Origin of the sequence: Ilumatobacter sp. (assembly GCF_965215205.1) — a bacterium.
Taxonomy (GTDB): Bacteria; Actinomycetota; Acidimicrobiia; order Acidimicrobiales; family Ilumatobacteraceae; genus Ilumatobacter_A.
In genome coordinates this window covers 3,707,599-3,729,229 of sequence record NZ_OZ244049.1, presented here as the reverse complement: position 1 = coordinate 3,729,229, position 21,631 = coordinate 3,707,599, and the positions used below count along the sequence as shown (strand labels likewise).

Here is a 21,631-nt window from a genome sequence, read left to right as displayed (position 1 = left end):
CGTCGCGGGGGATCGTGGGGGCGTTCCGACAACGTTTCGCGAGCGTGCTCGACTCCCGATCGCAGCTCACGTACCGGAGGACAGCAGCTCGCGACGCAGGTCGAGCAGCTTGGGGGCCGGTTCGCCGTCCGACCACGAGTCGGCGGTGATCACCCGCTCGTAGCACTCCCACTCCTGGCGGACCCCGGCGAGGTCGCCGGCCCTGGCGTGCGCCCGCATCCGCAGCCCGATCAGCTCCTCGTGACCGGGGAGCACCGTGAGGCCCTGCCCGGTCGCCCAGAACACCAGGTCGGTGTCGCCGACCGACAGCGCGTGGCCGGCGAGCTCGGCCGCCGCGGTCGTCGCGAGGAGGACGAGGTTCGACGTGAGGCCGTCGGCATCGGGCCACAGGTAGCTCGTCCCCGCGAACGGGAGGTCGCGGATCATCTCGACCGCGGGACGCAGAACGTCGATCGCGTGGGCGGGGGGAGCGAGGCGCGCGTGCTCGACCCGGCGCTGGACGAGATCGGCGTCGGTGACCACGAGATCGTGGAGCGGGAGCGACTCGTTCAGCGTCCGCGCCAGCCACTCGCCGCCCTCGGGCGGGGGCACGAGCCGTGCGAGGCCGCGTCGGGCCTCCGACACGACGTTCGCGAACGTCGCGTCGCGCACGTCCATCTCCCACAGCGCGGTGCGCGCCGCCGAGCGGGTGGCGCGCTCGCGGTGGGTCGCCAGCCAGGCGATCAGCTCGACGGTCTTGGACCGCTCGAAGCGTCCCGGCGCGCCCTGCGCGTCGGTGACCCGAACCCCACCGAGCAGCGACACCACGATCGCGTGGGGCACCTCCGAGTAGGGCTCGCCCCGCACCTGCGCCGTCTCGGCCGCCGCCGTCCCGATCGAGACGGTCGTGGTGACCGGGTTCCGCGCGTCCGAGAGCACCTCGGCGATCGCGCCGACGTCGTCCTCGGTGACGCCGATCGGGTGGATCTCGATCTCCTCCCCGAAGGCGATCAGCTGCCAGCGGTCGCTCCGCGCGACGAGTCGGGCGCCTCCCGGCTCGGATCTCGCGCCGTCGATGTCGCTGCCGACCGCTGCGGCGGCCGCGACCGTCGCCACCCCGTGACCGGGTCCGGGGATCGAGCCGGTCGCGCCGGAGAGGTCGTCACCGCTCGTCAGCAGCACGACGGCGGGTTCCCACATCTCGCCGCCGGTGCGGCGCGACCGCAGCTCGAACGTCGTGGTCGCGTTCGCGGCGGTCGAGCCCGCCAGCTCGATCGCCGTCTCGATCGCCGCAGGCGCGCTGGGGGCCCGTCGGGCGTTGGGGTGGTCGAACAGGCACCCCGCGTCGAGCTCGCCGACCACGATGTGGACGACCTCCGAGGTGAGCGAGGTGGCCAGCGCCGTGCCGATGGCGCGAACCACCGGGTCCGCGTGCGACGGGTGGGCGTCGACGACGGTCGTCCCGGCCGCCTCGAGGTCGAGGAGGACGTCGGCTCCGGACTCGTCGATCCCGATGGTCACGAGCGCCAGGCACGGCGCTCCGACGCGACGGGCCTCGTCGGCGAGCATCTCGATCGGCACCGAGGCGGGCAGCGTCCAGGTCGCACCCGCCCCCACCCAGGGGCGCTGGACGTCGGCCGGTCCGGTGAGGCGCACGGTGACCTCGCCGTCGGGGTCGACGCGCACCGTGCCGACGGCCGCTCCGGTCCCGGCGACGCGGTGCGCGATCGCTCGGACGGCCACGTCGACGCGCGCCGCTCGCTCACCCGGGTCGATGGTGCGCAGGCGACGCTCCGTCGATGCGACCTCCGGGGGAGGAGCCGGGATGCGAGCGTGGGGGAGCGCCGCACGCAGGGCTCGGCGACGGCGGACGGCGACGAGCGTGAGCACCGCACCGCACAGGAGAGCGGCGTGCTCGATGCCGATCGGCGAGGGTGCGCGCGGAGACCGCTCGTCCGGATCGGGCGCGTCGGTCGCGCCACCGGCTCCGGACGGGGCCGGATCTGTCGTGGTCGTCGTGGTCGTCGTGGCGACATCGGCAGGACCGGTCCTCGATGCGACGTCGGCCGCTGCGGGCGTCGTCGTCGTCACCGTCACGGTCGTCGATGGTGAGGTCGTCGACGGTGAGGTCGTCGATGGTGAGGACGTCGATGGTGAGGACGTCGACGGTGAGGTCGTCGACGGTTCGGTCGGGGGCGACACCTGCACGGCGGTGGTGGCCGGTTCGTCGGTCGCTCGCGTCGCCCCGTCGGTGGTCGACGCCTCGCTCGGTGCGCCCTCCCGGGGGGCGGGGTCCTGGTCGGCGTCGGTCGTCGGTGCGGGGTCGTCGCCGGCCGCCCGGTCGTCGAGCGTGGGAGGGCGGCGGCCGGGGACCTCGAGCGTCCACCCGGGCTCGATGAGGTGCGGATCGACGAAGGCGGTGCCGCCGCCCAGGTCCTCGCCACGGTTCGCCTCCCACAGCTCACCCCACCGGTGCCCGTCGCCGAGGCGATCGTCGGCGATGTCCCACAGGGTGTCGCCGGGCGCCACCACGTGCTCGCCGACGTGGGTCGGGGCATCGTGGTCATCGTCGTCGCGACCGATGCGTTCGCCGCCGGGCGCACCGTCGGACGATGAGACCGTCGTCGGCAGCTCGAGGCGATCACCCGGGCGGACGTTCGTCGGGTCACGGTGTCCGAGGCGCGGTGCGTTGAGGTCGATGAGGGCCTCGGTGAGCTCGGCGACCGGCGCCGCGTCGACCGGGTCGACGGGATCGAGGTCGAGCACCGCTGCCGAGATGGTCCAGTACGAATCGTCCGGGCGCACCACCACGGTCCGGTCCGACTCGGCGCCGAGACCGTCCGACGCCGGATCGGTCCGTGCGTCGTCCCCGATCGGCACGACGATCGCGGTTCCCGCCGGGAAGACCCCACCCGTCCAGCTCGACGACGTGTTGAGGTCGATGATCTCGTCGCGCAGGCTCTCGTCGCCGAGGTCGACGGCGATCGACAACGGGGTCGCGCGGCCGTTCGACACGATCGTCCGAGTCGAGCGCACCTGCGACACCGGCTCGGTCGCATCGGCCGGGGCGCCGGCAACGGTCTCGCCGAGCGCGATCTCGTCGAACGGTCCGTTCCCGCTGAGCGACGCCGCTGCGATGCTCGTCCAGGAGCCGACCGTCGCGGCGGTCGTCACCGAGCCGATCATCGCGATCCGCACCAGTCGGTGGAGCGCCCCCGACGGTCCCGACGTGTCGGCGCGGACCATCATCGCAGCCGCGGCCGGTGCCCGCCGCCGAGCCCGCGTGATCGACAGCGCCTCGGAGCCGATCACGACGACCGCCCACGCCCACACCACGACGAACAGGAGCGCCGCGACCCGCATCGTGGTGTCCGTCGTGAGGCGGCCGAGCGAGATCTCGTCGGCGAGCCGGGCCCGGTCGGGCCACGGGCGGCCGATCAGGGCCCCGATCGCGAGCGGGGGGCCGATCAGGGTCGCGACCAGGGTGAGCGCGGCGGCGACGCGTGCGGCGAGGTGTCGTGTCGTGCTCATCCGAACTCCAGTCGTGCCCGGCCCCGGGCCCGGGCGGTGATTGATTCGGCGCCGGCGAAGCGCGCGAACGTGGCCGGGCGCCGCTCCGTGACGGTGACGACGACGCTGGTGCGCGACGGGAACGAGACGACCACGTCGGCGGCGGCCGCTCCGAGCAGCGCTGCGTGGTCCACGGCGGCCCGGCGGGCGACCGCCTCCGACATGCCCTCCGACGGGGTCCCGGTCGCGACGGCCGCACGGGCCGCCCCCTCGGCGGTGTTCGACGCCTGCCGCTCGGCAGCGAGGTAGACGGCGCCGTCGAAGATCAGCGCCGCGCCGGCGACGACCATCGTCATCATCAGCACGAGCGCGACCGACGCGGAGCCACGGTCCGCGCGGACCGGCAGCACGCGATCGGACGGGGTTCTCCTCCCGTCGGGGCTCATCGCCGGTACCTCTCGACCACCTGGCTGTCGGACACCGAGATCGTCCGCACCCCCGGCGACCAGACGCCCCCGGTGAGCGTCTGGTTGGCGACGGTGCAGGTCACGATGACGGTCACGACCCCGCCCTGCCAGGTCCCCTGCGCCGAGGGCGTCCAGGTCATCGTCGTCGAGGGGGACCCCTCGCAGCGGGCGGGAAGACCCGAGCGCGACACGGCCGAGCGAGCCGCCTGGTCCGCGGCGACGGGATCGATCTCGATCGAGGCCGCCCGGGCCGAGTCCTGGGCGGCGTTGGTCACCTGGATCCCGGACGCCGCCAGGCGTCCCACGAACCCGAGGAACACGATCGCGACGAGCGCGGCGATCCCGATGTACACGACCTCGACGACCGACACGAACCCGGCGTCGCCGAGGTCTCGGGGGTCGTCGGCGCGCGCATCGTCGCGGCGGGCGAGGGCGGTGCGGTCCGGAGCGCTCATCGCTCCCTCGGAGCGGACTCCGTGACGTCCGCACGCAGCCCGGTCGAGCCGAAAAGCACCCCCGGGGTGGTGCCCCGGATGGTGACGGTCACGATCCCGCCCGCCTCGACGCACGACACCGAGGTGCCCGACGCCCATCCGCTCGCTCGTCGCTCGATCAGGCGGTCGGCCGTCGCCGACCCCGCGGCGCACGTCCCGTCGAAGGCGGCGGCGACGCGCGCTCCCTCCGCGGCGGCTTCGTCGAAGACGTTGCGTGCGTGCCAGTACGCGACCGTCTCCACGACGAGCAGCATCAGCGCGATCAGAGCGGTCGCCCCGAACAGGATCTCGAACCCGGCGTCGACGGCCCCACGCTCACCCCGCCCGCGTCGTGCATCCTCCGCGCTCGCACCGGCGGAGTCGAACGGGCCCGGTCGGATGGTCGCGCTCACGATCAGGGGGTCGGCGCGATCGGGTCGGGGACGGAGTCCCGGGCGTCGTTGAACTGCTGGATGATGAACAGACCCGCTGCGATCGCGACGGCGACGGCGACGCCGAGGTAGATCAGCTTGGACGGCGCGTCCTCGACGCCGGAGTCGTCGCTCAGTCGGTCGTACAGCGCTCGCAGGTGCGGTCCGATGTCGAGGTAGGCGTGCGACGCCGCGACGACGGCGGCGAAGACCGCCGGCTTGATCGATGAGGTGGTCATGTGCTTCTCCTGTTCCGACGGAGGTCCGTCGTGGTGGTGGTGGTGGGCGGTGGTGGCGGTGGTGGGTGGTGGCGGTGGTGGGCGGCGGCGTCGGATCGGGTGGTGCGCGACATCGATCAGAACGCCTCGGTGATCTGGGTGACCACGGGGTAGGCGAGGAAGGCGACCATCCCGAAGACCATCCCCATCGTCGGCAGCGAGAGGTTCGCGTTGGCGGCATCGGCTCGGTCCGTGAGCTCGTCGAGCTGGCGTGCGCGCATGGCGGCGGCCTCGGTGCGCACGGTCGCCGCCACCGAGACCCCGACGCCCGCCTGGCGCTGCAACGACGTGGTCAGCCCACGCAGCTCGGGGAGGTCGTAGGTCTGCGACATCGCGGCGAGGGCGTCCCACACCGTGATGCCCATCGGTCGAGCGGTCTCCACGGTGCGGCGCAGCAGGTCGAAGCCGTCCCCGTCGCCGGCGTCGGCGGCGAAGTCGATCGCGTCCTCGACCGATCGGTTCGTCGTCAGCGCCACGGCCAGCAGCTGGACGAAGTCGTTGACGACGCGCCGTAGCTCCCGACGGCGGCGTTCGGCCCGGGCGCGCACGTCGGCGACGATCCGCCACGCGAACAGCACGGTCGCGGCGATCACGAGGACGGACATCAGCGGCGACGGAGCGACGGCGCCGACGGCGACGAGCGCCGAGCACATCAGCGTCGTCGCCACCAGCGCGATCACCGCCGCCGCGACGACCTGACCGACGACGACGGGGACGGTCGTACCGAGGAGGTGCACCGACCGGCCGGCCCGGTCCTCGACGAAGCGCCCGAGCGGGCCGCTCGCGAGCAGCGACCCGAGGCGCGCGACCACCGGCCCCTCGGCACCCGATGGTGCGACCGAGCCCCGGTGCGTCCGGTGGCGCACATCGCGCAGGGTCAGGCGCGGGCGCCTCGCCGCCCGCCACCCGGCGGCCGCTGCCGTGACCACGCCGAGCGCGGCCGCGGCGGCCACGGCGGTCGGGGTCACGCCCCCACCTCCGCCGGCAGGCGCAACCGGTAGCGGGTGCCGAGGTCGTCGCGGGTGAGGCGGCGCAGCACCACGAGGCAGCCGGCCCACATCGAGCACGGCACGACCAGCCAGATCTGGCCCGCGACGGTGCGGTACGGCGCCATCAGCTCGCCGGCGAAGGCCGTGAGCCCGGCGATGAACAGGAACGTGAGGCCCACGAGGCGGCGCATCGCCCGCTGGTAGATGCGTCGCGTCCGGTCGATCTGATCCCGTGCGGCCATCTCGTCGCGAGCGGCGCGCGACAGCTCGTCGAGGGTGTCGTGGACGCGGCCCCCTCCGGCGCCGCCGCCGACCACGAGGATGATCGCCGCGATCGCGGCGTCGGCCGTGGGGTGGGCGATCTCGTCGGCCAGCCCCGCGAGGCACTCGGCGAGCCCGAGTCCCTGTCGACGTCGCAGCACGAAGCGGTCCATCGGATCCGCGAGGGTCCCCGTCGCGTCGTCGGCCACCATGACCACGGCGTCCTCGATCGTCACGCTCGACCGGCGCACGACGTCGCGCAGGTCCTCGAGCCACTGGGCCACCGCCTCGACGCGAGCTCGGTCGTCCGCGGTCTCCGACGTCGCGGACGACCAGCGCCACGACGCGACGAAGATGGCCACCGCGAGGGCGCCGACCGGCCACCGGGTGAGGAGCGCGACCAGCACGCCCGCGGCGGCGCTCGCGAGCACCCACCCCTGCGTCGAGGCCGTCGCGGACACGACCGGACGGCGGGCGGGGGCGGGTCGATCCGGGGACGTCGCCACGGCGACGCAGCCGACGGCGGCCGCGACGAGCGCCGCGGCGAGCAGGGCCACGAGGGGCGCGGGCATCACCGGCCCCCTCGCACGAGGGGCCGGTAGGTGTCGGTCGGGTCGGACCACCACCGCGCCGAGAAGCACGACGCCTGCCGGGCGAGGCGCCGCATCATCGGCGCCTGGGGCTCGTGCAGCGCCCGTGCGCGCTCGTCGGGAGCGCCGTCGACCTCGCCGAACAGCCGGTGCAGCACGTAGCGCTCGCCGGCGTTCTCGACCGATGGGGCGACGATCTCACGCACCCAGCGTCCCTGGCTGTTCGACCCGTCGAGGGCGACGACGAGGTCGATCGAGCGGTACACCTGGGTCTTCACCTGGTGGGAGTCCTGGCCGGACTCGGATGCGATCAGGCTCACCAGGTTCTCCAGCGCGTCCTCGGCGTCGCCGCCGTGGACCGTGCCCATCGCTCCCTGGCCGGTCTGCATCGCACGCACGAGCGGAGCGCCCTCGCCGCCGCGCACCTCGCCCACGATGATCCAGTCGGCGCGGGTGCGCATCGCCGGCCGCATCGCCTCGGCGGGGGTGTAGCCCGTCGAGTCGATCGTCGCGGGGAGGCGCTCCTGGTAGGCGATGACGTAGGGGTGCCTGCCCATCTGCAGCAGGTTGAGCTCGAAGTCCGATTCGATCGTGGTGATCACCATCGTCGGGTCGATCTCGGCAGCCGTCGCGCGCAGCCACGTCGTCTTGCCGGACCCCATCGAGCCGACGAACAGGATCCCCAGGCCGCACTCGACGGACGCCCGGAGGAACTCGACGATCGCTCGGTCGGCGGCGCCGCGCTCGTGGAGCTCGTCGAGCGACGAGCCGAACATGACGGCGCGGCGGATCGTGAGGTAGGGCCGCTGCACCGGATCGAAGCCGCCTCCGTGGAAGCGGACGCCCGGTTCGAGCTCGAAGTCCACCTCGTGGTTCTCGATGTTGAACGGACGGCCGTGCTGGACGGCCACGTCGTAGATGATCTTCTCGAGGTCGCGGTCGCGCCCGACGAGGGGCGGGTGGTCGGCGATCGTGCCGTCGAGCCGCTCGACGCGCACCGGTGCCGCTCCGAACACGCCGATGTCGGTCACCGTCGGATCGCGCAGCGCGCCCATCAGCTTCGGGACGGTGAACATCGCGGCGACGATGCGCTCGATCAGATCTGTCTCGTCGACCTCGCGCAGCGGGGTGAGCGAGCGTTCGCGGCGCTGGGCGGCGACGTCGGGGAGGACGTCGCGCTCGAGCACCAGGCGCGTGCGCTCCTCGCGCACCTGGGTCTCCTCGTTCGTCTCGTCGCGACCGCGCAGCGGCATCCGGTCGCCGTACTCGCGCCGGATGCGGCGGGCGAGCACCTCGAGCTCGCGGTCGTCGAGCGTCATGCCGCCGCCTCGGGGCCGCTGCGCCGTGCGCGCAGCGAGGCGACGCTGGCCGCGACCGCGCGCGGGAGGGTGGACCGGCGGACCGCACGGTGGTCCAGCGACCCGCCCCGGTGGAGGTGGTCCAGCACCTTGGGCTCCCACGGCCACCAGCCGGCGAAGCGGTCGCCCACCTCGGTGGCGACCGAGGAGGTGAACGCCTCGCCCGCCGCGACGGGGGCGTCCACCACGAGCAGGCGCGAGGTGTCGGCGGACAGCCCGGCGAGGCCGGGGGCGACCCGGCCGCGCGCGTCCATCCAGGCGACCGTCGCACCGAGCGACGCCGGCTCCGGGGTGGTGACGAGCACCACGACGTCGGCGATCTCGAGCACCTTCGCGGTGGGCGCGGCGCCGCCCCGCAACGATCCGACGTCGACCACCACGACGCCCTCCAGCCGACGGAGCGCGGCGATCCAGTCCAGGCGCGGCGACGCGACGGTCGACCAGGCGCGGAACGGCTCGAACGACCCGGTGACGACGCTCACCTGCCCGAGCCGTCGCGACGCCCCTTCCAGGTCGTCGAGCGCCCCGGCCCCCGTGGTCGAGAACGCGACCTGCTCGAGACCGGAGCCCGCCCGCAGCGACGGGGCACGTGCGGCGAGCACCCCGCCCGCCGGGTCCGCCTCGACGAGCCAGGACCGGGTGCCCTGCGCGGCGGCGCCGGCGGCGAGCAGCAGCGCCGACGCCGAGGCGCCGAGTCCGCGCCAGGTGGCGACCGCGACGACGGTCACGACCCCGACCCCAGCGGGACGACGGTGAGCACGAGCTGGTCGGTCCCGGCCCACCGGGCGACCAGGTCCGCATCGGCGGACGCGACCGCCATCGTGATCGCTGCTTCGTCGGTCTCGGAGATCGACACCGACACCAACCGGACGTCGACCGGTTCGGCTGCCGTCTCGGCACTCGGGTCGGCCGATGTGATGGCGACGCCGGTGTCGCCTCGCTGGACCTCGATCGGGTACCGGCCGGCGCGCAGGACGGCGCCGACGAGGCGCTCGCCCGGGAGGGCCGCGGGTGCGCCGGTCAGCACCGACGGTCCGATGAGATCGCCGGGGGCGAGATCGACGGCCGCGACCGAGCCGATCACGTCGTCGCGCTGCGACTCGACGTAGATGCGGCCGAACCCGTCGTCGCTCGAGACGGCGCCGACGCCCACGGCGTCGGAGGTGACCTGCTGACCGGCCGGGACGGCGCGCACGATCGTGAGGACGCGGGTGCGATCGGACGCCGAGCCGATGGCCCACAGCACCAGCACGACCGTCAGCAGGAACAGCCCGGCGGCGGCGAGCGCCCACCCGAGTCGGATCCTCGAACTGGGCGCGACCGGTCGTGGTCCGGTGGCCGCCCCCGGTCCACCCGTCGAGGTGGAGCCGGCGGGGGTGGCCGTGCGTGCTCGGTCGGTCGTGTCGATCATCGCGGGTTCCTTCCTGGGCGCGCACCCGGGGCGGGCGTCGCGCTCGTGTCGGCGTGGCTCGGCGGCGTGGCGGTCATCGGGCGGCGACCTCGATGGCGACGGCGGAGGTCGAGACGGCGGCGGAGGCGACGGCGAGCGCGACGAGGGTCGCGACGTGGATGAGGGGCCCGAACGGCAGCGGCCCGTTCCGATCCCGCCTCCGGGCGACGCAGAGCACGAGGGAGATGAGCGGCACGACGACGGCCGCCGGCCACCACACCACACCGACGAGGGCACCGGCCGCGATCGAGAACTTGACGTCGCCGAACCCCATCGCTCGCGGCTGCGCGAGGTGGACGACGAGCGACGGGGCCGATGCGACCAGGGCACCGGCGAGGCAGACCCAGGCCGAACCGATCTCGGACCGAGCCGCGACGGCGGCGACGAGGGCTCCGGCGACGGCGGAGTTCGGGATCCGCAGCGTCGCGCGGTCGACGGTCGCTCCGTGCGCGAGGAAGGCGAGCGACGACCCGACGAGGACCATCGCCGACGGGCCGGCGGCGGACGCGGCGAACGCGACGGCAGCGCCGGCCGCGACGGTCCCGGCACCGATGACGAGCACCGCTGCCCGCCGCGCCCCCGGCGCGTCCCTCACGCCCGGTGTCGGACCCCGCGTGCCGTGCGCGGGGCGCGCCATGGTGGTGCGCCACGGAGACGACGGGGTCGGGACCTCGACGAACCCGGCCCGAGCGTAGAGCCGGCGGGCGCGGGCGTCGGCGGTCGCGACCTGCAGGACCAGGCGCGCACCCTCCTGGTCGGCCATCGACGTGAGGGACCGCAGCAGGCGCGACGCCTCACCCCGCCCGGGGCGGGCGCTCGCGACGTCGGCGACGACGAGGGAGCCGGCCTCGCCGGGCCCCCAGCGGCGTGCGAGCCGCACCCGGCGCTCGGTCGTGACGACGAGCGGCGTGACGACCACGAGCGTGGCGATCGCCCGGAGGGCGACGGCGGCGATCGAGGCCCGATCCGACCCCGCGCCCGACGCGACCACGGCGGGGATGCACGCCAGCGCGAGGGTCCCGAGCGTGGCGGCGGCGACGGCCTCGGGTCGATCGGGGATCCGGGTCAGCGTGGCGACCGCACCCGCCCCGGCGGCGAGGCGGTCGGCCGTCGCCAGCTCGACGGTGGAACGTGCACGTGACCGGCCGAACGCCGGCCCGTGCGTCGACCCTGCGTGCCAGGCGGAGCGCAGCGTCATCGGGCGGGTCGCGCCCTGCGGTCCCACCGGGTCGGCGGTCGGACGCGGTGCGGTCGCGGGATCGTCGCGACGGACCGGGTCCACGAGCGTCACGACGGCCACCCCGCCGAGTGGGACGGCACGTACGGTGACGTCGCGACGGCGGCGATCGTGCCCACCGCCACCCCGGGGGCGAACGGGGCGGGCCCGCGACCGCCGACGAGCGAGCCCGCCACGTGGGCGGCGGCAGCGACGGCGATCATCACCAGGGCGGTGACGGGGGCGACCAGGCCGAGACCGGCGCCGACGCATCCGAGCAGCTTCCAGTCGCCACCTCCCAGCGCGTCGGGTCGGATGATCCACAGGGCGAGGGCGACCGGTGCGCCCCCGAGGGCGGCACCGGCGACGGCGTCGACCGCGGTCTCGCCGAGCGCGCTCCGGTGGGAGGCGGCCACGGCCGGGATCGCCGCGACGACGCAGGTCGCGCACGTCGCGTTCAGCGCGTCGGGGATCCGGCCGGTGCGCAGGTCGACCACGGCGGCGACCAGCGCCAACCCCACCAGCGCGACGCGCAACGTCGCCACGACGCCCGCCGTCGACGACGTCAGCACGAGCACCGTCGCGACGATCGCGACCAGCGCTGCGTGTGCGCGCGTGAAGTTGGTTGCACGAGGGCGACCGCCCGCCCCCGTCGAGTGCACGTCCGCCATGTGCGTGGACCTCCGGGTGTGAGCGCGCGAAGTTAGCGCGCGCTCGACCGCTCCGCTGCGCGGTCGAGGAACGCCATCGGTGGGATTCGGCCGACGCCGCGCACCGGGCTCGCCGACTCCGTGCGGATCGGGATCGGGTTCGCCTCTCTGCACACCGACCCAGTGGGTCGGCGGTCGGCCGAACCGGAAGCGTCGTGTCGGGGCGGCGCCGGGGTCGCTACGTCGTCGACTGCAGCGAGCGGACGGTCCAGTCGACCAGCCAGCTCAGGTAGCCGTAGAGCTGGCGCTCCGGCTCGTGCTCGTCACCGGGCTCGCCCACGTCGTCGTCGTCCTCGCCGACGTCGAGCATCGTGCCGAGCACGACGCGCACCGCGTTGAGCGACTGCATCAGCGCGACGACCTCGCCCTCGTCGAGCTGGTCGCCCGCGTCGGCGCCGAGGTGCCGGTCGATCGCGTCGATCCCCGCCAGCCGGCTGCTCACCAGCTCCTCGCGCATCAGGCGCTGGTACTCGGCCTCGTGCTCGTCGTGGTCGGTGTAGGCCGGGGGGAACAGCCGGCGCAGCAGCGGGGACTCCGACTCGGCGTCCGCCTCGTCGACCAGCTCGCGCAGCTCCGCGAGCAGCCGAGACACCACGGCACGCTCGTCGTCGCCGAGGTTGAGCGTCCACGTCGTCACCCCGCGCCGCGTCGACGCGTAGATCGGCGGCTTGAAGCGGCGCGTCACCCGTCGTGTTCCATCGTCGCCCACAGGCTGTGCTCGTGGAGGCGGAACACGTGCATCTCGGCCTCCTCGCGCGTCCCCGACGCGACGACGGCACGGCCCTTCTCGTGGACGTCGAGCATCAGCTCGGTCGCCTTCTCGAGGGAGTACCCGAACAGCTTCTGGAAGACCAGCGTCACGTAGCTCATGAGGTTGATCGGGTCGTTCCACACGAGCACGATCCACGGCCGGTCGGCGACGGGGTCGTCGGCGAGATCGGGTTCGGCGACCTCGACCGGCTCCAGGGTGGTGGGCATCGACGCCATCGTAGGCGACCTCGGCGCGGCGGCGACCCGCCGGTGCGACCCGCCGTCGGGCCCGGCCGCGCACGAGGTGCGGCGAGGGGCGGAAGGTGACCGACGCGTTGGGCGGCATCGTCGAGCGGGCCGTACGATGCGAGCGCATGGCTGTCGGCTCCCGCCCCCTCGTCCCGTCGCGCCTGGCGCCGGGCGCGGGCGTGGCGCACGCGAGCCGGCGCACCCCGACGACGGTGATCGGCGGCTACGTCGCGCTGACCAAGCCGCGGATCATCGAGCTGCTGCTGATCACCACGATCCCCACGATGGTCCTCGCCCAGCAGGGCTGGCCCTCGACCCGGCTCGTCGTGATCACCCTGATCGGCGGGACCCTCTCCGCCGGCGGCGCGAACGCGATCAACATGTACGTCGACCGCGACATCGACGCGCTCATGGAGCGGACCCGCAACCGGCCCCTCGTGGTCGGGCTGATGTCGCCGCGCGACGCCCTCGTGTTCGCGGTCGCGCTCGAGGTCGCCGCGTTCGCGGTGCTGTGGGCGGGCGCGAACCTGCTCTCGGCGGTGCTCGCGCTCGCCGCGGCGGCGTTCTACGTCGGCGTCTACACCCTGTGGCTCAAGCGGACCAGCCGGCAGAACATCGTCGTGGGCGGAGCCGCCGGAGCCGTCCCGGTCCTCGTCGGGTGGGCGGCGGTGCAGGATTCGCTCGGCTGGACGCCGATCGTGCTGTTCGTCGCGATGTTCCTGTGGACCCCGCCCCACTTCTGGGCGCTCGCGGTCAAGTACGCCGACGACTACAACGCCGCCGACGTGCCGATGCTCCCGGCGGTCGCGCCGATGGCCGAGGTCGTGCGCCAGATGATCGCGTACACCGTGGCGCTCGTGGCGAGCACCCTCGTGCTGTGGCCGGTGGCCGACCTCGGGTGGATCTACGGCGCCGCCGCCGTCGTGCTCGGCGCGATCTTCGTCGTCGGCACCGTCGCCCTCGGGCGCCACCCGTCCGCCGCGGCCAGCATGCGGCTCTTCGGCTACTCGATCACCTACGTCACCCTGCTGTTCGGCGCGATGATGCTCGACGTGTTCGTCGAGCACGGCGTGAGCTGAGCCGGGCCGACACCTCGCCGAACCCACGCTCCGACCGGCGCCGCGCCGACTCGTTCGCTCGTGTCGTGGCGCGCGGCACGTCGGGGTCGCGAAATGCCGGGTGATTTCGGGTGAAGCGGGACGCGGCAAGTAGTCTCGCAGCCGTCGTGCCCGGGCACGTCGGCGCACCCGTGCGCCGGCTCCCGTTCGACCTCATCAGACGACCCAGCCAAGTGAGTCCCGACACCGCATGACCACCATCGACCCCAGCCCCGCCGCCACGGGCGAGTCCCGCGTCGGCCGGCTCCTCGCGACCGACGTCGACTGGCTGACCACCACCGATCACAAGAAGACGGGACGGCTCCTCCTCGGGGCCGGGCTGCTCACCTCCCTGCTGACCGTCCTGGTCAACGTGGTCATCGCGATCGAGCGCGTCGACACCGACGGAGCGACCTTCGACCGCGGCGCGTGGGCCCAGCTCCTCGGCGCCCACCAGATCGGCCTCGTGTTCGGCACGGCGCTCCCGCTCGCCGCGGGCCTCGCCGTCGCCGTCACCCCGCTCCAGCTCGGAGCCCGGGCGCTGGCCCTGCCCCGCCTCACGGCGACCGGGGCCTACATGTGGTTCGGCGGGTTCGTCCTGTCGGTCATCGCCCTCGCCAACAACGGCGGCCCCGGCGGCGGCGACGCCGACATGGTCGACCTGTCCCTCGCCTCGCTCGGGCTGATGGCGCTCGGCTTCACCGCCATCGGCGCCTCGCTGATCACCAGCGTGCTGACCACCCGGGCCCCCGGGATGACGATGCGGCGCGTCCCCGCGTTCGCCTGGTCGTCGCTCGTGTTCGGGCTCGCCCTCGTGCTCGTCATGCCGGTCCTGCTCGGCACCGTCATCTACCTCTTCGTCGACCACCGCAGCGGGGCGCGGACGGCGTTCGGGGGCAACGAGGGCGTCGCCCGCTGGGCCGGGTGGATCTTCACCCAGCCGACCACCTTCCTCGTCGCGATCCCCGCCGTCGGGGTCCTCGCCGACGTGGTGCCGACCACCTTCCGCACGCGCACCCCGCTGCGCGGGGCCGTGTTCGCGGGGATCGCGCTCGTCGGCGTCGGGGCCCTCGCCGGGGTCACCCAGCAGGAGCGGTTCGCCGTCCCGTGGAACGGCTCGAACCTCTACATCGGCGGCGGCGACGACATCGCCACGAAGATCGGCGACCTGCTCCCGTGGGCGATCTTCCACCTCCTGCCGATCCTCGGGGTCACGATCCTGCTGGCGACGATCGCGTTCGTCGCCAAGCCGCGCAAGGACGACGACGGGGAGACGATCCGGCCCCGGATCACCGGCGCCCTCCCGTTCGCGCTCTTCGGCGTCGGCATGGTCCACGTCGGGATGCTCGGCGCGGCGATCGAGCCGATCGTCGACCTCGGCCTGATCGGCACCGTGTTCTCCGAGGGTTCGCTCGTGTACGTCACCTACGGCACGGCGCTCGCCGTGCTCGGTGGCATCGCCCGCTGGTCGCCCAAGCTGTGGGGCCCGTCGATCGAGATGAAGGCGGCCGCCCCGCTCGCCCTCGTCGGCGTCGGCGGCACCGTGCTCGCCAGCCTCCCGCTCTACGTCGCCGGGTTCCTCGACCAGGAGGCCGGGCTGTCCTCGACCGACGGCGGCCTCGGCCTGTGGAACATCCTCGTCCTCGTCGGGCACGTGCTGATGGCGCTGGCCCTGCTCGGCTTCATCGGCCTGCTCGCGTCGACCGTCCGCCGTGCGGATCCCGCCGGCGACGACCCGATCGACGGCCACACGCTGGAGTGGGCGACCACCTCGCCCGCCCCCGCCGACAACTACGTCGACACGCCGACGGTCACCTCGGCCGAGCCGATCCTCGACCGCAAGACCGCCAACGAACCCGCCACCGCAGGGAGCGCGAGCTGATGCATGCCCTGACCCCCGGCCCCGCACCGGCCCCCCGCAACCAGACGATCGTCGCCGCGTCGGTCGGCGCCGCCGCCACCTTGATGCTGATCGGCGGGATGCTCGCCGTGTGGGCGGTCAAGCGCTCGGCGATGATCGCCACCGGCGAGCCGTGGCTGCCGAGCTCGGTGACCATCCCCGAGGTCCCGACCAACGTGATGCTGATCGCGTTCGCCGCCTTGTGCTCGTTCGCCCAGTGGGCGATCTGGTCGGCGGCGCGCGACGATCGGGCGAACACGGTGTTCGCCCTCGCGGTCACGGGCTTCGTCGCGCTCCTCGTCCTCAACGCGCAGGCGTTCGTGTGGTCGCAGATGGAGATCGGCGTCTTCGAGGGTGAGTACGGCTCGATGTTCTTCGCGATCACGGGCACGTTCTTCGCGCTGATGATCGCCGGCCTGCTGATGACCGTCGTGACCTTGTTCCGCTACCTCGCCGGGCGCACCCGCGACCGTGAGCTGCTCGTCGCCCACGCCATCTACTGGTACGCCCTCACCGTCGCGTTCAGCGCGATCTGGTTCGTCGTCTACGTCACCAAGTGAGCTCCCCCCGCTGATGATCACCACCGGTTCCAAGTTCCTCATCGGCGCCGCCGTCCTCGCGACGGTCGCGGCGGTCGTCTACGGCATCTCCCAGGACGGCGTGATGGGCACGGTCGGGCTGGCCTCGGCCGCCGTCGTGCTCGCCGGCCTCGCCGTGCTCGACCTGGTCCTGCGCGACTCGAACGTCTTCGTCGACGACGACTCGCCCGCCTCGCTCGTCGAGTCGAGCGCGGCGGCGCAGCGCGCCCCCTCCGCGAGCGTCTGGCCGCTGGCGCTGGCGTTCGGCGCCGTCGTGGTGGTCGTCGGGCTGGTCTCGTACCAGCCGATCGTCGTCATCGGCCTCGTGGTGGTGTTCGCCGCCGGCGCCGAGTGGGCCGTCCAGGCCTGGTCGGAAGGCGCCTCCGGCAGCGTCGAGCGCAACGCCGAGGTCCGCAGCCGGCTGTCGAACCCGTTCGAGTACCCGGTCGGCGGAGCGGTGGCGATCGGCATCGTCGTCTACGCGTTCAGCCGGGTGATGCTGTGGCTGTCGAAGACGAACACCGTGATCGCGTTCTCGGTGCTCGCGCTGATCGTGCTGATCGTCGCGTTCGGCTTCGCCCTGCGCCCCTCGGTCAAGACCGGGGCGATGGGCGGGGTGCTGGCCATCGGCGCCGTGCTCGTGGTCGCCGCCGGCGCCGCCGCCGGCCTCGACGGGGAGCGGACCATCCCCGAGTTCGAGACGACCGCGATCTGGCAGGAGGAGGCGAACCTGCACCCCGAGGAGTACGCGGAGGGAGCCGAGGAGGGCGAGCACCCGGCGGAGCCGATCTGCGAGAGCCCCGAGGAGTTCCCCGAGGCCGACGAGGACGTCAGCCAGACGGTGGGGCTCAAGTCGAACTCGATCGAGATCGTCCTGACCTCCGAGGGCACCCTGTCGTACGACCTGCCCGGCCCGGTCCCCGACGCCGACACGGCGCTGACGCTGCAGCGGTCGAACGCGACGAACATCATCTTCCGCAACGAGTACTCCGAGCACGCCCGCCTCTCGCTCGACCTCGGCACGACCACCACCGAGGTGGAGGCCGAGGACGGCGGCGAGTCGACCGAGCTCGAGTACCGCGATCAGCTCTGCACGACGCTCATCGAGGAGGGCGGCGCCCAGCTGCTGACCATCGTCGTCGACCAGCCGAGCGCGGACTTCGCCGACGACAACCCGAACGGCGACGGTCCGGGCTACTGGTTCTTCGTCCCGGGCGTCGACTCGGCGACGCTCGAGGTGCGGGTGCCGTGAGACACCGCGATCACGAAGGAACGAGAATGCGCGACTCCGGGGCGGCGACTACCGTGACCGACGTGACCCCACCGACCGTCAGGACTCGCTCACGTCGGGTCGCGGCGGTGGCCGGGGCGGGCTTCGCGCTGCTCCTCGCCGGGTGCGCCCGCGACGCCCCGCAGGACACGTTCCAGCCCGCCGGCGAGAACGCGGAGATCATCGACGACCTCGCGGTCCCGGTGTTCGCGATCGCGGGTCTCGTCGGGATCATCGTCGCCGCCGTCATCACCTGGGTGGTCATCCGCTACCGCGATCGCGGCCAGCCGATCCCCGAGCAGACCCACGGCAAGCCGATCCTCGAGATCGGGCTCACGATCCTCCCCGCGCTGATCCTCGTCGGCGTCGCGATCCCCACGGTCGGCACGCTGATGGCGCTGAACGACACCGAGGACACGGAGTGCATCGTCAACGTCACCGGCCAGCAGTGGTGGTGGGAGTTCGACTACCCCGTACAGGACGGGTGCGGCGGCATCGAGACGCCGATCGTGACCTCCGGTCAGATGGTCATCCCCGCCGAGACCAACGTGCTCATCCGCGGCACCAGCCGCGACGTCATCCACTCGTTCTGGATCCCGCGCCTCAACGGCAAGCGCGACATGGTCCCCGGACGCATCCACACGCTGCGCATGCAGGCCTACGAGCCGGGCATCTACGCCGGCCAGTGCGCGGAGTTCTGCGGCCTCAGCCACGCGAACATGCGCATGGAGGTCGTCTCGCTCGACGGCGGCGACTTCGAGACGTGGAAGGCGAACCAGCTCGCCGAGTACGAGGCCCCCGAGGCCGACTCGCTCGCCGCCGAGGGCGAGACGTCGTTCATCGCCAACTGCTCGCGGTGCCACCAGGTCGACGGGCTGCTCGACGCCGACGGCAACCCCGTCGTGTCCCGCCCCGACCAGCAGGTGTACCCCGGCGCGGCGCCGAACCTGACCAACCTGATGACCCGCAACACGTTCGCCGGTGCCTCGTGGGACCTGCTCAGCGAGTCGGGCCGCGAGGGCGTCGTGGGCTGCCGCGAGCGGGTGTGGGAAGCGGAGCCGGAGGACTTCGGCGAGCTCTACCTGCAGGGCGTGAGCGAGGACTGCCTCAACGAGGTCGACCTGCGCGAGTGGCTGCGCAACGCCCCCGCGAAGAAGCCGATGTACGCCGATCCCGAGCAGCTCGAGCAGACCGACGGGCTGTACCGCGGCATGCCCTACCTGGCCCTCAGCGAGGACCAGATCGACCAGCTGATCGCCTACCTGCTCGAGCGCAAGTGAGGTTCCGGATGCCCCGGAGGGGAGACCGATAGCCATGGCCATCATCGAACGGCCCGACACCGACACGACGATCGTCGTCGACGACGAGCGTGGTCGCGGCGACGCGGTCACCGCGACCTCGTCGTTCGGCTACCTGCGCCGCCCCGTCGAGACCACGGGGTGGAGGTCGTGGGCCTTCTCCGTCGACCACAAGAAGATCGGCATCATGTACGGCGTCACGGCGATGGCGTTCTTCGTGATGGGCGGTCTCGAGGCGGGCCTGATCCGCCTCCAGCTCGCGCAGCCGGAGGGGACGATCCTCTCCGCCGACAAGTACAACCAGATGTTCACGATGCACGCCACCACGATGGTGTTCCTGTTCGTGATGCCGATGGCGGCGGCGTTCGCCAACTACTTCATCCCGCTGCAGATCGGAGCGCGCGACGTCGCGTTCCCGCGCCTGAACGCCCTGTCGTTCTGGGTCTTCCTGTTCGGTGGGCTGTTCATCTCCTCGTCGTGGCTGCTCGGCGGAGGCGCCGACGGCGGCTGGTTCATGTACGCCCCGAACTCCGACACCCCGTTCTCGCCCGGTGACGGCGTCGACTTCTGGGTGCTCGGGCTGCAGATCACCGGCATCGCGTCGCTGGTCGGCGCGATCAACCTGATCGTGACCGTGCTCAACATGCGCGCCCCGGGGATGTCGCTGATGCGCATGCCGATCTTCACCTGGATGGCGTTCGTCGTGCAGTTCCTGCTGCTCTTCGCGATCCCCGTGATCACCGTGGCGCTCTTCCTGCTGATGTTCCAGCGCCAGTACGGGGCGACGTTCTTCTCCGTCGAGGAGGGCGCCGACCCGCTCCTGTGGCAGCACCTGTTCTGGATCTTCGGGCACCCCGAGGTGTACATCCTCGTGCTGCCGAGCTTCGGCATCATCTCCGAGGTGCTCCCGGTCTTCTCCAAGAAGCCGCTGTTCGGCTACCCCTTCGTCGTCTTCTCCGGCGCCGCCATCGGCTTCGTCGGCTGGGGCGTGTGGGCCCACCACATGTTCGCCTCCGGTCTCGGCCCCATCTCGGTGGCGGTGTTCTCGGTCGCGACGATGGCGATCGCGGTGCCGACCGGGGTGAAGATCATCAACTGGACGCTGACCATGTGGGGCGGCAAGCTGAAGTTCACCACCGCGATGCTGTTCGCGATCGGCCTGATCGTGGAGTTCACGATCGGCGGCCTCTCGGGCGTCACCCACTCGGTCGCCCCGTCCGACACCCAGCAGACCGACACGTACTACATCGTCGCCCACTTCCACTACGTGATCTTCGGCGGCGCCGTGCTCGGGCTCTTCTCCGGGATGTACTACTGGTGGCCGAAGGTGTTCGGCAAGATGCTGAACGAGACCCTCGGCAAGTGGAACTTCTGGACGATGATCGTCGGGATGAACATGGCGTTCGGACCGATGCACATCATCGGTCTGCAGGGCCAGCCCCGCCGCATGTACCAGTGGACGGAGAACCGGGCCGGCGAGGGGTTCTTCAACCTCGGCTTCTGGAACCTGATCGCGACCATCGGCACCGGGATCCTGATCATCGGCGTTCTGCTGTTCTTCATCAACGCGTTCATGAGCATCAAGAGCCCGCCCGCCCCGCTCGACCCGTGGGACGCGCGCTCGCTCGAGTGGATGACCACCAACCCCCCGAAGCCGCACAACTTCGACCGCACTCCCACGGTCCACTCCCTCGACGAGGTGTTCCACCGCAAGTACGAGGACATCGGCGAGGACGGGAACCACGACTACGTCCGACGGTCGTCGCTCGAGGAGATCGTGCTGGCCGAGGAGGCCGCCGGCGACGAGCACATCCACCTGCCGGCGCCCTCGTACTGGCCGATCGTGCTCGCGTTCGCCCTGCCGATCATGTCCTACGGCGTGATCTACTCGACCTGGCTGATCGCGATCGGCGGCGCCGTCGCGATCGCCGCGATGTTCGGCTGGGCGCTCGAGCCGGCGGACGCCGATCCGTCCGACTTCGACCCGCCCACGAACGACGAGACCAGCAAGGAGCTGGCCAATGTCTGACACCCGGGACGACACCGACACCCGGCCGGGGGAGAAGGACGACGTCGTCTCCGACACGGTCCGCGAGGGTGTCGAGATCATCGAGGACCACCTCCGCGACGATCACACCCACGACGAGGCCCGCGCCGAGCACGGTCACACCCCGATCGAGGAGGTCGAGGGCCACCCCGGTGGCGGACACCACACCTCGCTGGGGCTCTCCAACACCAAGCTGGCGATGTGGCTGTTCCTGGGCTCGGAGTGCCTCCTGTTCGGCGGGCTGATCTCGACCTACATGCTGTATCGCAACCGGCACAGCAACGACGTCGGCCCCGACCAGCTCTGGGACATCCCGTTCACCTCGGCGTCGAGCTTCGTGCTGCTGATGTCATCGCTCACGATGGTGCTCGCCGTGTCCGCCGCGAACCGCAAGGACGATCGCAACACCAAGCTGTGGCTGCTCGTCACCGCCACCCTCGGCGGGTTGTTCGTCGCCGGGCAGGTGTACGAGTTCACCACGTTCTACCGCGAGGGCCTCGGCTACACCGAGAGCCTGTTCGCGTCGAGCTTCTACACCCTGACCGGGTTCCACGGGGTCCACGTGTCGGTCGGCATCGTCATGCTGATCGCGCTGACCGGGATGGTCGCCAAGGGCCGCATCGCCGGCGACAAGGCCGAGACCGTCGAGATGATCGGCCTCTACTGGCACTTCGTCGACGTCGTGTGGATCATCATCTTCACCCTCGTGTACCTGATCCCGGCCTGACGG

21 protein-coding genes are annotated in these 21,631 nt (G+C 72.4%); 7 read left to right on the top strand and 14 right to left on the bottom strand.

Annotation, left to right across the window (positions count from 1 at the left end):
- Positions 1-66: 66 nt before the first annotated feature.
- The 14 genes from ACOOHC_RS17435 to clpS all read right to left on the bottom strand — a co-directional run bounded on the left by ACOOHC_RS17435 (position 67) and on the right by clpS (position 12,690).
- Positions 67-3,510, bottom strand: a complete 3,444-nt coding sequence (locus tag ACOOHC_RS17435; RefSeq protein WP_420451666.1) for a LysM peptidoglycan-binding domain-containing protein — start codon at positions 3,508-3,510, stop codon at positions 67-69.
- On the bottom strand, positions 3,507-3,935 hold the full coding sequence (locus tag ACOOHC_RS17430) for a hypothetical protein (RefSeq protein ID WP_420451665.1): 429 nt from the start codon (positions 3,933-3,935) through the stop codon (positions 3,507-3,509). Before ACOOHC_RS17430 ends, ACOOHC_RS17435 begins: the two co-directional genes overlap by 4 nt.
- Positions 3,932-4,411, bottom strand: a complete 480-nt coding sequence (locus tag ACOOHC_RS17425; protein WP_420451664.1) for a hypothetical protein — start codon at positions 4,409-4,411, stop codon at positions 3,932-3,934. Before ACOOHC_RS17425 ends, ACOOHC_RS17430 begins: the two co-directional genes overlap by 4 nt.
- On the bottom strand, positions 4,408-4,842 hold the full coding sequence (locus tag ACOOHC_RS17420) for a TadE/TadG family type IV pilus assembly protein (protein ID WP_420451663.1): 435 nt from the start codon (positions 4,840-4,842) through the stop codon (positions 4,408-4,410). The genes ACOOHC_RS17425 and ACOOHC_RS17420 overlap by 4 nt, the downstream gene beginning before the upstream one ends.
- A gap of 2 nt (positions 4,843-4,844) precedes the next feature.
- Positions 4,845-5,099, bottom strand: coding sequence for a hypothetical protein (locus ACOOHC_RS17415; RefSeq protein ID WP_420451662.1), 255 nt, complete (start codon positions 5,097-5,099; stop codon positions 4,845-4,847).
- Positions 5,100-5,215: 116 nt separating this feature from the next.
- On the bottom strand, positions 5,216-6,106 hold the full coding sequence (locus ACOOHC_RS17410; protein WP_420451661.1) for a hypothetical protein: 891 nt from the start codon (positions 6,104-6,106) through the stop codon (positions 5,216-5,218).
- Positions 6,103-6,960, bottom strand: coding sequence for a type II secretion system F family protein (locus tag ACOOHC_RS17405; RefSeq protein WP_420451660.1), 858 nt, complete (start codon positions 6,958-6,960; stop codon positions 6,103-6,105). The genes ACOOHC_RS17410 and ACOOHC_RS17405 overlap by 4 nt, the downstream gene beginning before the upstream one ends.
- Positions 6,960-8,297: an ATPase, T2SS/T4P/T4SS family gene (locus ACOOHC_RS17400; RefSeq protein WP_420451659.1), complete on the bottom strand. Its 1,338-nt coding sequence runs from the start codon at positions 8,295-8,297 to the stop codon at positions 6,960-6,962. The genes ACOOHC_RS17405 and ACOOHC_RS17400 overlap by 1 nt, the downstream gene beginning before the upstream one ends.
- On the bottom strand, positions 8,294-9,064 hold the full coding sequence (locus tag ACOOHC_RS17395; protein WP_420451658.1) for a hypothetical protein: 771 nt from the start codon (positions 9,062-9,064) through the stop codon (positions 8,294-8,296). The genes ACOOHC_RS17400 and ACOOHC_RS17395 overlap by 4 nt, the downstream gene beginning before the upstream one ends.
- Positions 9,061-9,747 (bottom strand): hypothetical protein, encoded by a 687-nt coding sequence (locus ACOOHC_RS17390; RefSeq protein WP_420451657.1) that lies wholly within the window; start codon positions 9,745-9,747, stop codon positions 9,061-9,063. The genes ACOOHC_RS17395 and ACOOHC_RS17390 overlap by 4 nt, the downstream gene beginning before the upstream one ends.
- A gap of 73 nt (positions 9,748-9,820) precedes the next feature.
- A complete protein-coding gene (locus tag ACOOHC_RS17385) occupies positions 9,821-11,011 on the bottom strand; it encodes a prepilin peptidase (RefSeq protein ID WP_420451656.1) in 1,191 nt (396 codons plus the stop codon).
- A gap of 62 nt (positions 11,012-11,073) precedes the next feature.
- Entirely contained in the window at positions 11,074-11,673 is a 600-nt protein-coding gene (locus ACOOHC_RS17380; RefSeq protein WP_420451655.1) for a prepilin peptidase, read from the bottom strand.
- Positions 11,674-11,890: 217 nt separating this feature from the next.
- Positions 11,891-12,397, bottom strand: coding sequence for a DUF2017 family protein (locus ACOOHC_RS17375; protein WP_420451654.1), 507 nt, complete (start codon positions 12,395-12,397; stop codon positions 11,891-11,893).
- The gene (gene clpS, locus ACOOHC_RS17370) at positions 12,394-12,690 is read right to left on the bottom strand and encodes an ATP-dependent Clp protease adapter ClpS (protein WP_420451653.1); all 297 of its coding nucleotides are present in this window, start codon (positions 12,688-12,690) and stop codon (positions 12,394-12,396) included. The genes ACOOHC_RS17375 and clpS overlap by 4 nt, the downstream gene beginning before the upstream one ends.
- A gap of 146 nt (positions 12,691-12,836) precedes the next feature.
- Between clpS and ACOOHC_RS17365 the strand changes: the two genes are divergently transcribed.
- The 7 genes from ACOOHC_RS17365 to ACOOHC_RS17335 all read left to right on the top strand — a co-directional run bounded on the left by ACOOHC_RS17365 (position 12,837) and on the right by ACOOHC_RS17335 (position 21,628).
- On the top strand, positions 12,837-13,790 hold the full coding sequence (locus ACOOHC_RS17365; protein ID WP_420451652.1) for a heme o synthase: 954 nt from the start codon (positions 12,837-12,839) through the stop codon (positions 13,788-13,790).
- A gap of 229 nt (positions 13,791-14,019) precedes the next feature.
- Positions 14,020-15,690: a cbb3-type cytochrome c oxidase subunit I gene (locus tag ACOOHC_RS17360; protein WP_420451651.1), complete on the top strand. Its 1,671-nt coding sequence runs from the start codon at positions 14,020-14,022 to the stop codon at positions 15,688-15,690.
- Complete coding sequence (locus tag ACOOHC_RS17355) at positions 15,690-16,268, top strand: cytochrome c oxidase subunit 3 (RefSeq protein WP_420451650.1); 579 nt, start codon at positions 15,690-15,692, stop codon at positions 16,266-16,268. The genes ACOOHC_RS17360 and ACOOHC_RS17355 overlap by 1 nt, the downstream gene beginning before the upstream one ends.
- A 13-nt stretch (positions 16,269-16,281) precedes the next feature.
- The gene (locus tag ACOOHC_RS17350; protein WP_420451649.1) at positions 16,282-17,538 is read left to right on the top strand and encodes a hypothetical protein; all 1,257 of its coding nucleotides are present in this window, start codon (positions 16,282-16,284) and stop codon (positions 17,536-17,538) included.
- A gap of 62 nt (positions 17,539-17,600) precedes the next feature.
- A complete protein-coding gene (gene coxB / locus ACOOHC_RS17345; protein WP_420451648.1) occupies positions 17,601-18,836 on the top strand; it encodes a cytochrome c oxidase subunit II in 1,236 nt (411 codons plus the stop codon).
- A gap of 34 nt (positions 18,837-18,870) precedes the next feature.
- Positions 18,871-20,883: a cytochrome c oxidase subunit I gene (gene ctaD, locus ACOOHC_RS17340; RefSeq protein ID WP_420451647.1), complete on the top strand. Its 2,013-nt coding sequence runs from the start codon at positions 18,871-18,873 to the stop codon at positions 20,881-20,883.
- Complete coding sequence (locus tag ACOOHC_RS17335; protein WP_420451646.1) at positions 20,876-21,628, top strand: cytochrome c oxidase subunit 3; 753 nt, start codon at positions 20,876-20,878, stop codon at positions 21,626-21,628. Before ctaD ends, ACOOHC_RS17335 begins: the two co-directional genes overlap by 8 nt.
- Positions 21,629-21,631 lie beyond the last annotated feature (3 nt).

Bases quoted from the DNA above. Each gene is read 5' to 3' on its own strand.
- ACOOHC_RS17425 (WP_420451664.1), bottom strand. From the start codon at position 4,411: ATGAGCGCTCCGGACCGCACCGCCCTCGCCCGCCGCGACGATGCGCGC.
- ACOOHC_RS17355 (WP_420451650.1), top strand. From the start codon at position 15,690: ATGCATGCCCTGACCCCCGGCCCCGCACCGGCCCCCCGCAACCAGACG.
- ACOOHC_RS17400 (WP_420451659.1), bottom strand. From the start codon at position 8,297: ATGACGCTCGACGACCGCGAGCTCGAGGTGCTCGCCCGCCGCATCCGG.
- ACOOHC_RS17350 (WP_420451649.1), top strand. From the start codon at position 16,282: ATGATCACCACCGGTTCCAAGTTCCTCATCGGCGCCGCCGTCCTCGCG.
- ACOOHC_RS17430 (WP_420451665.1), bottom strand. From the start codon at position 3,935: ATGAGCCCCGACGGGAGGAGAACCCCGTCCGATCGCGTGCTGCCGGTC.
- ctaD (WP_420451647.1), top strand. From the start codon at position 18,871: ATGGCCATCATCGAACGGCCCGACACCGACACGACGATCGTCGTCGAC.
- ACOOHC_RS17365 (WP_420451652.1), top strand. From the start codon at position 12,837: ATGGCTGTCGGCTCCCGCCCCCTCGTCCCGTCGCGCCTGGCGCCGGGC.
- ACOOHC_RS17380 (WP_420451655.1), bottom strand. From the start codon at position 11,673: ATGGCGGACGTGCACTCGACGGGGGCGGGCGGTCGCCCTCGTGCAACC.
- clpS (WP_420451653.1), bottom strand. From the start codon at position 12,690: ATGCCCACCACCCTGGAGCCGGTCGAGGTCGCCGAACCCGATCTCGCC.
- ACOOHC_RS17335 (WP_420451646.1), top strand. From the start codon at position 20,876: ATGTCTGACACCCGGGACGACACCGACACCCGGCCGGGGGAGAAGGAC.
- ACOOHC_RS17405 (WP_420451660.1), bottom strand. From the start codon at position 6,960: ATGCCCGCGCCCCTCGTGGCCCTGCTCGCCGCGGCGCTCGTCGCGGCC.
- ACOOHC_RS17360 (WP_420451651.1), top strand. From the start codon at position 14,020: ATGACCACCATCGACCCCAGCCCCGCCGCCACGGGCGAGTCCCGCGTC.
- ACOOHC_RS17435 (WP_420451666.1), bottom strand. From the start codon at position 3,510: ATGAGCACGACACGACACCTCGCCGCACGCGTCGCCGCCGCGCTCACC.
- ACOOHC_RS17415 (WP_420451662.1), bottom strand. From the start codon at position 5,099: ATGACCACCTCATCGATCAAGCCGGCGGTCTTCGCCGCCGTCGTCGCG.
- ACOOHC_RS17390 (WP_420451657.1), bottom strand. From the start codon at position 9,747: ATGATCGACACGACCGACCGAGCACGCACGGCCACCCCCGCCGGCTCC.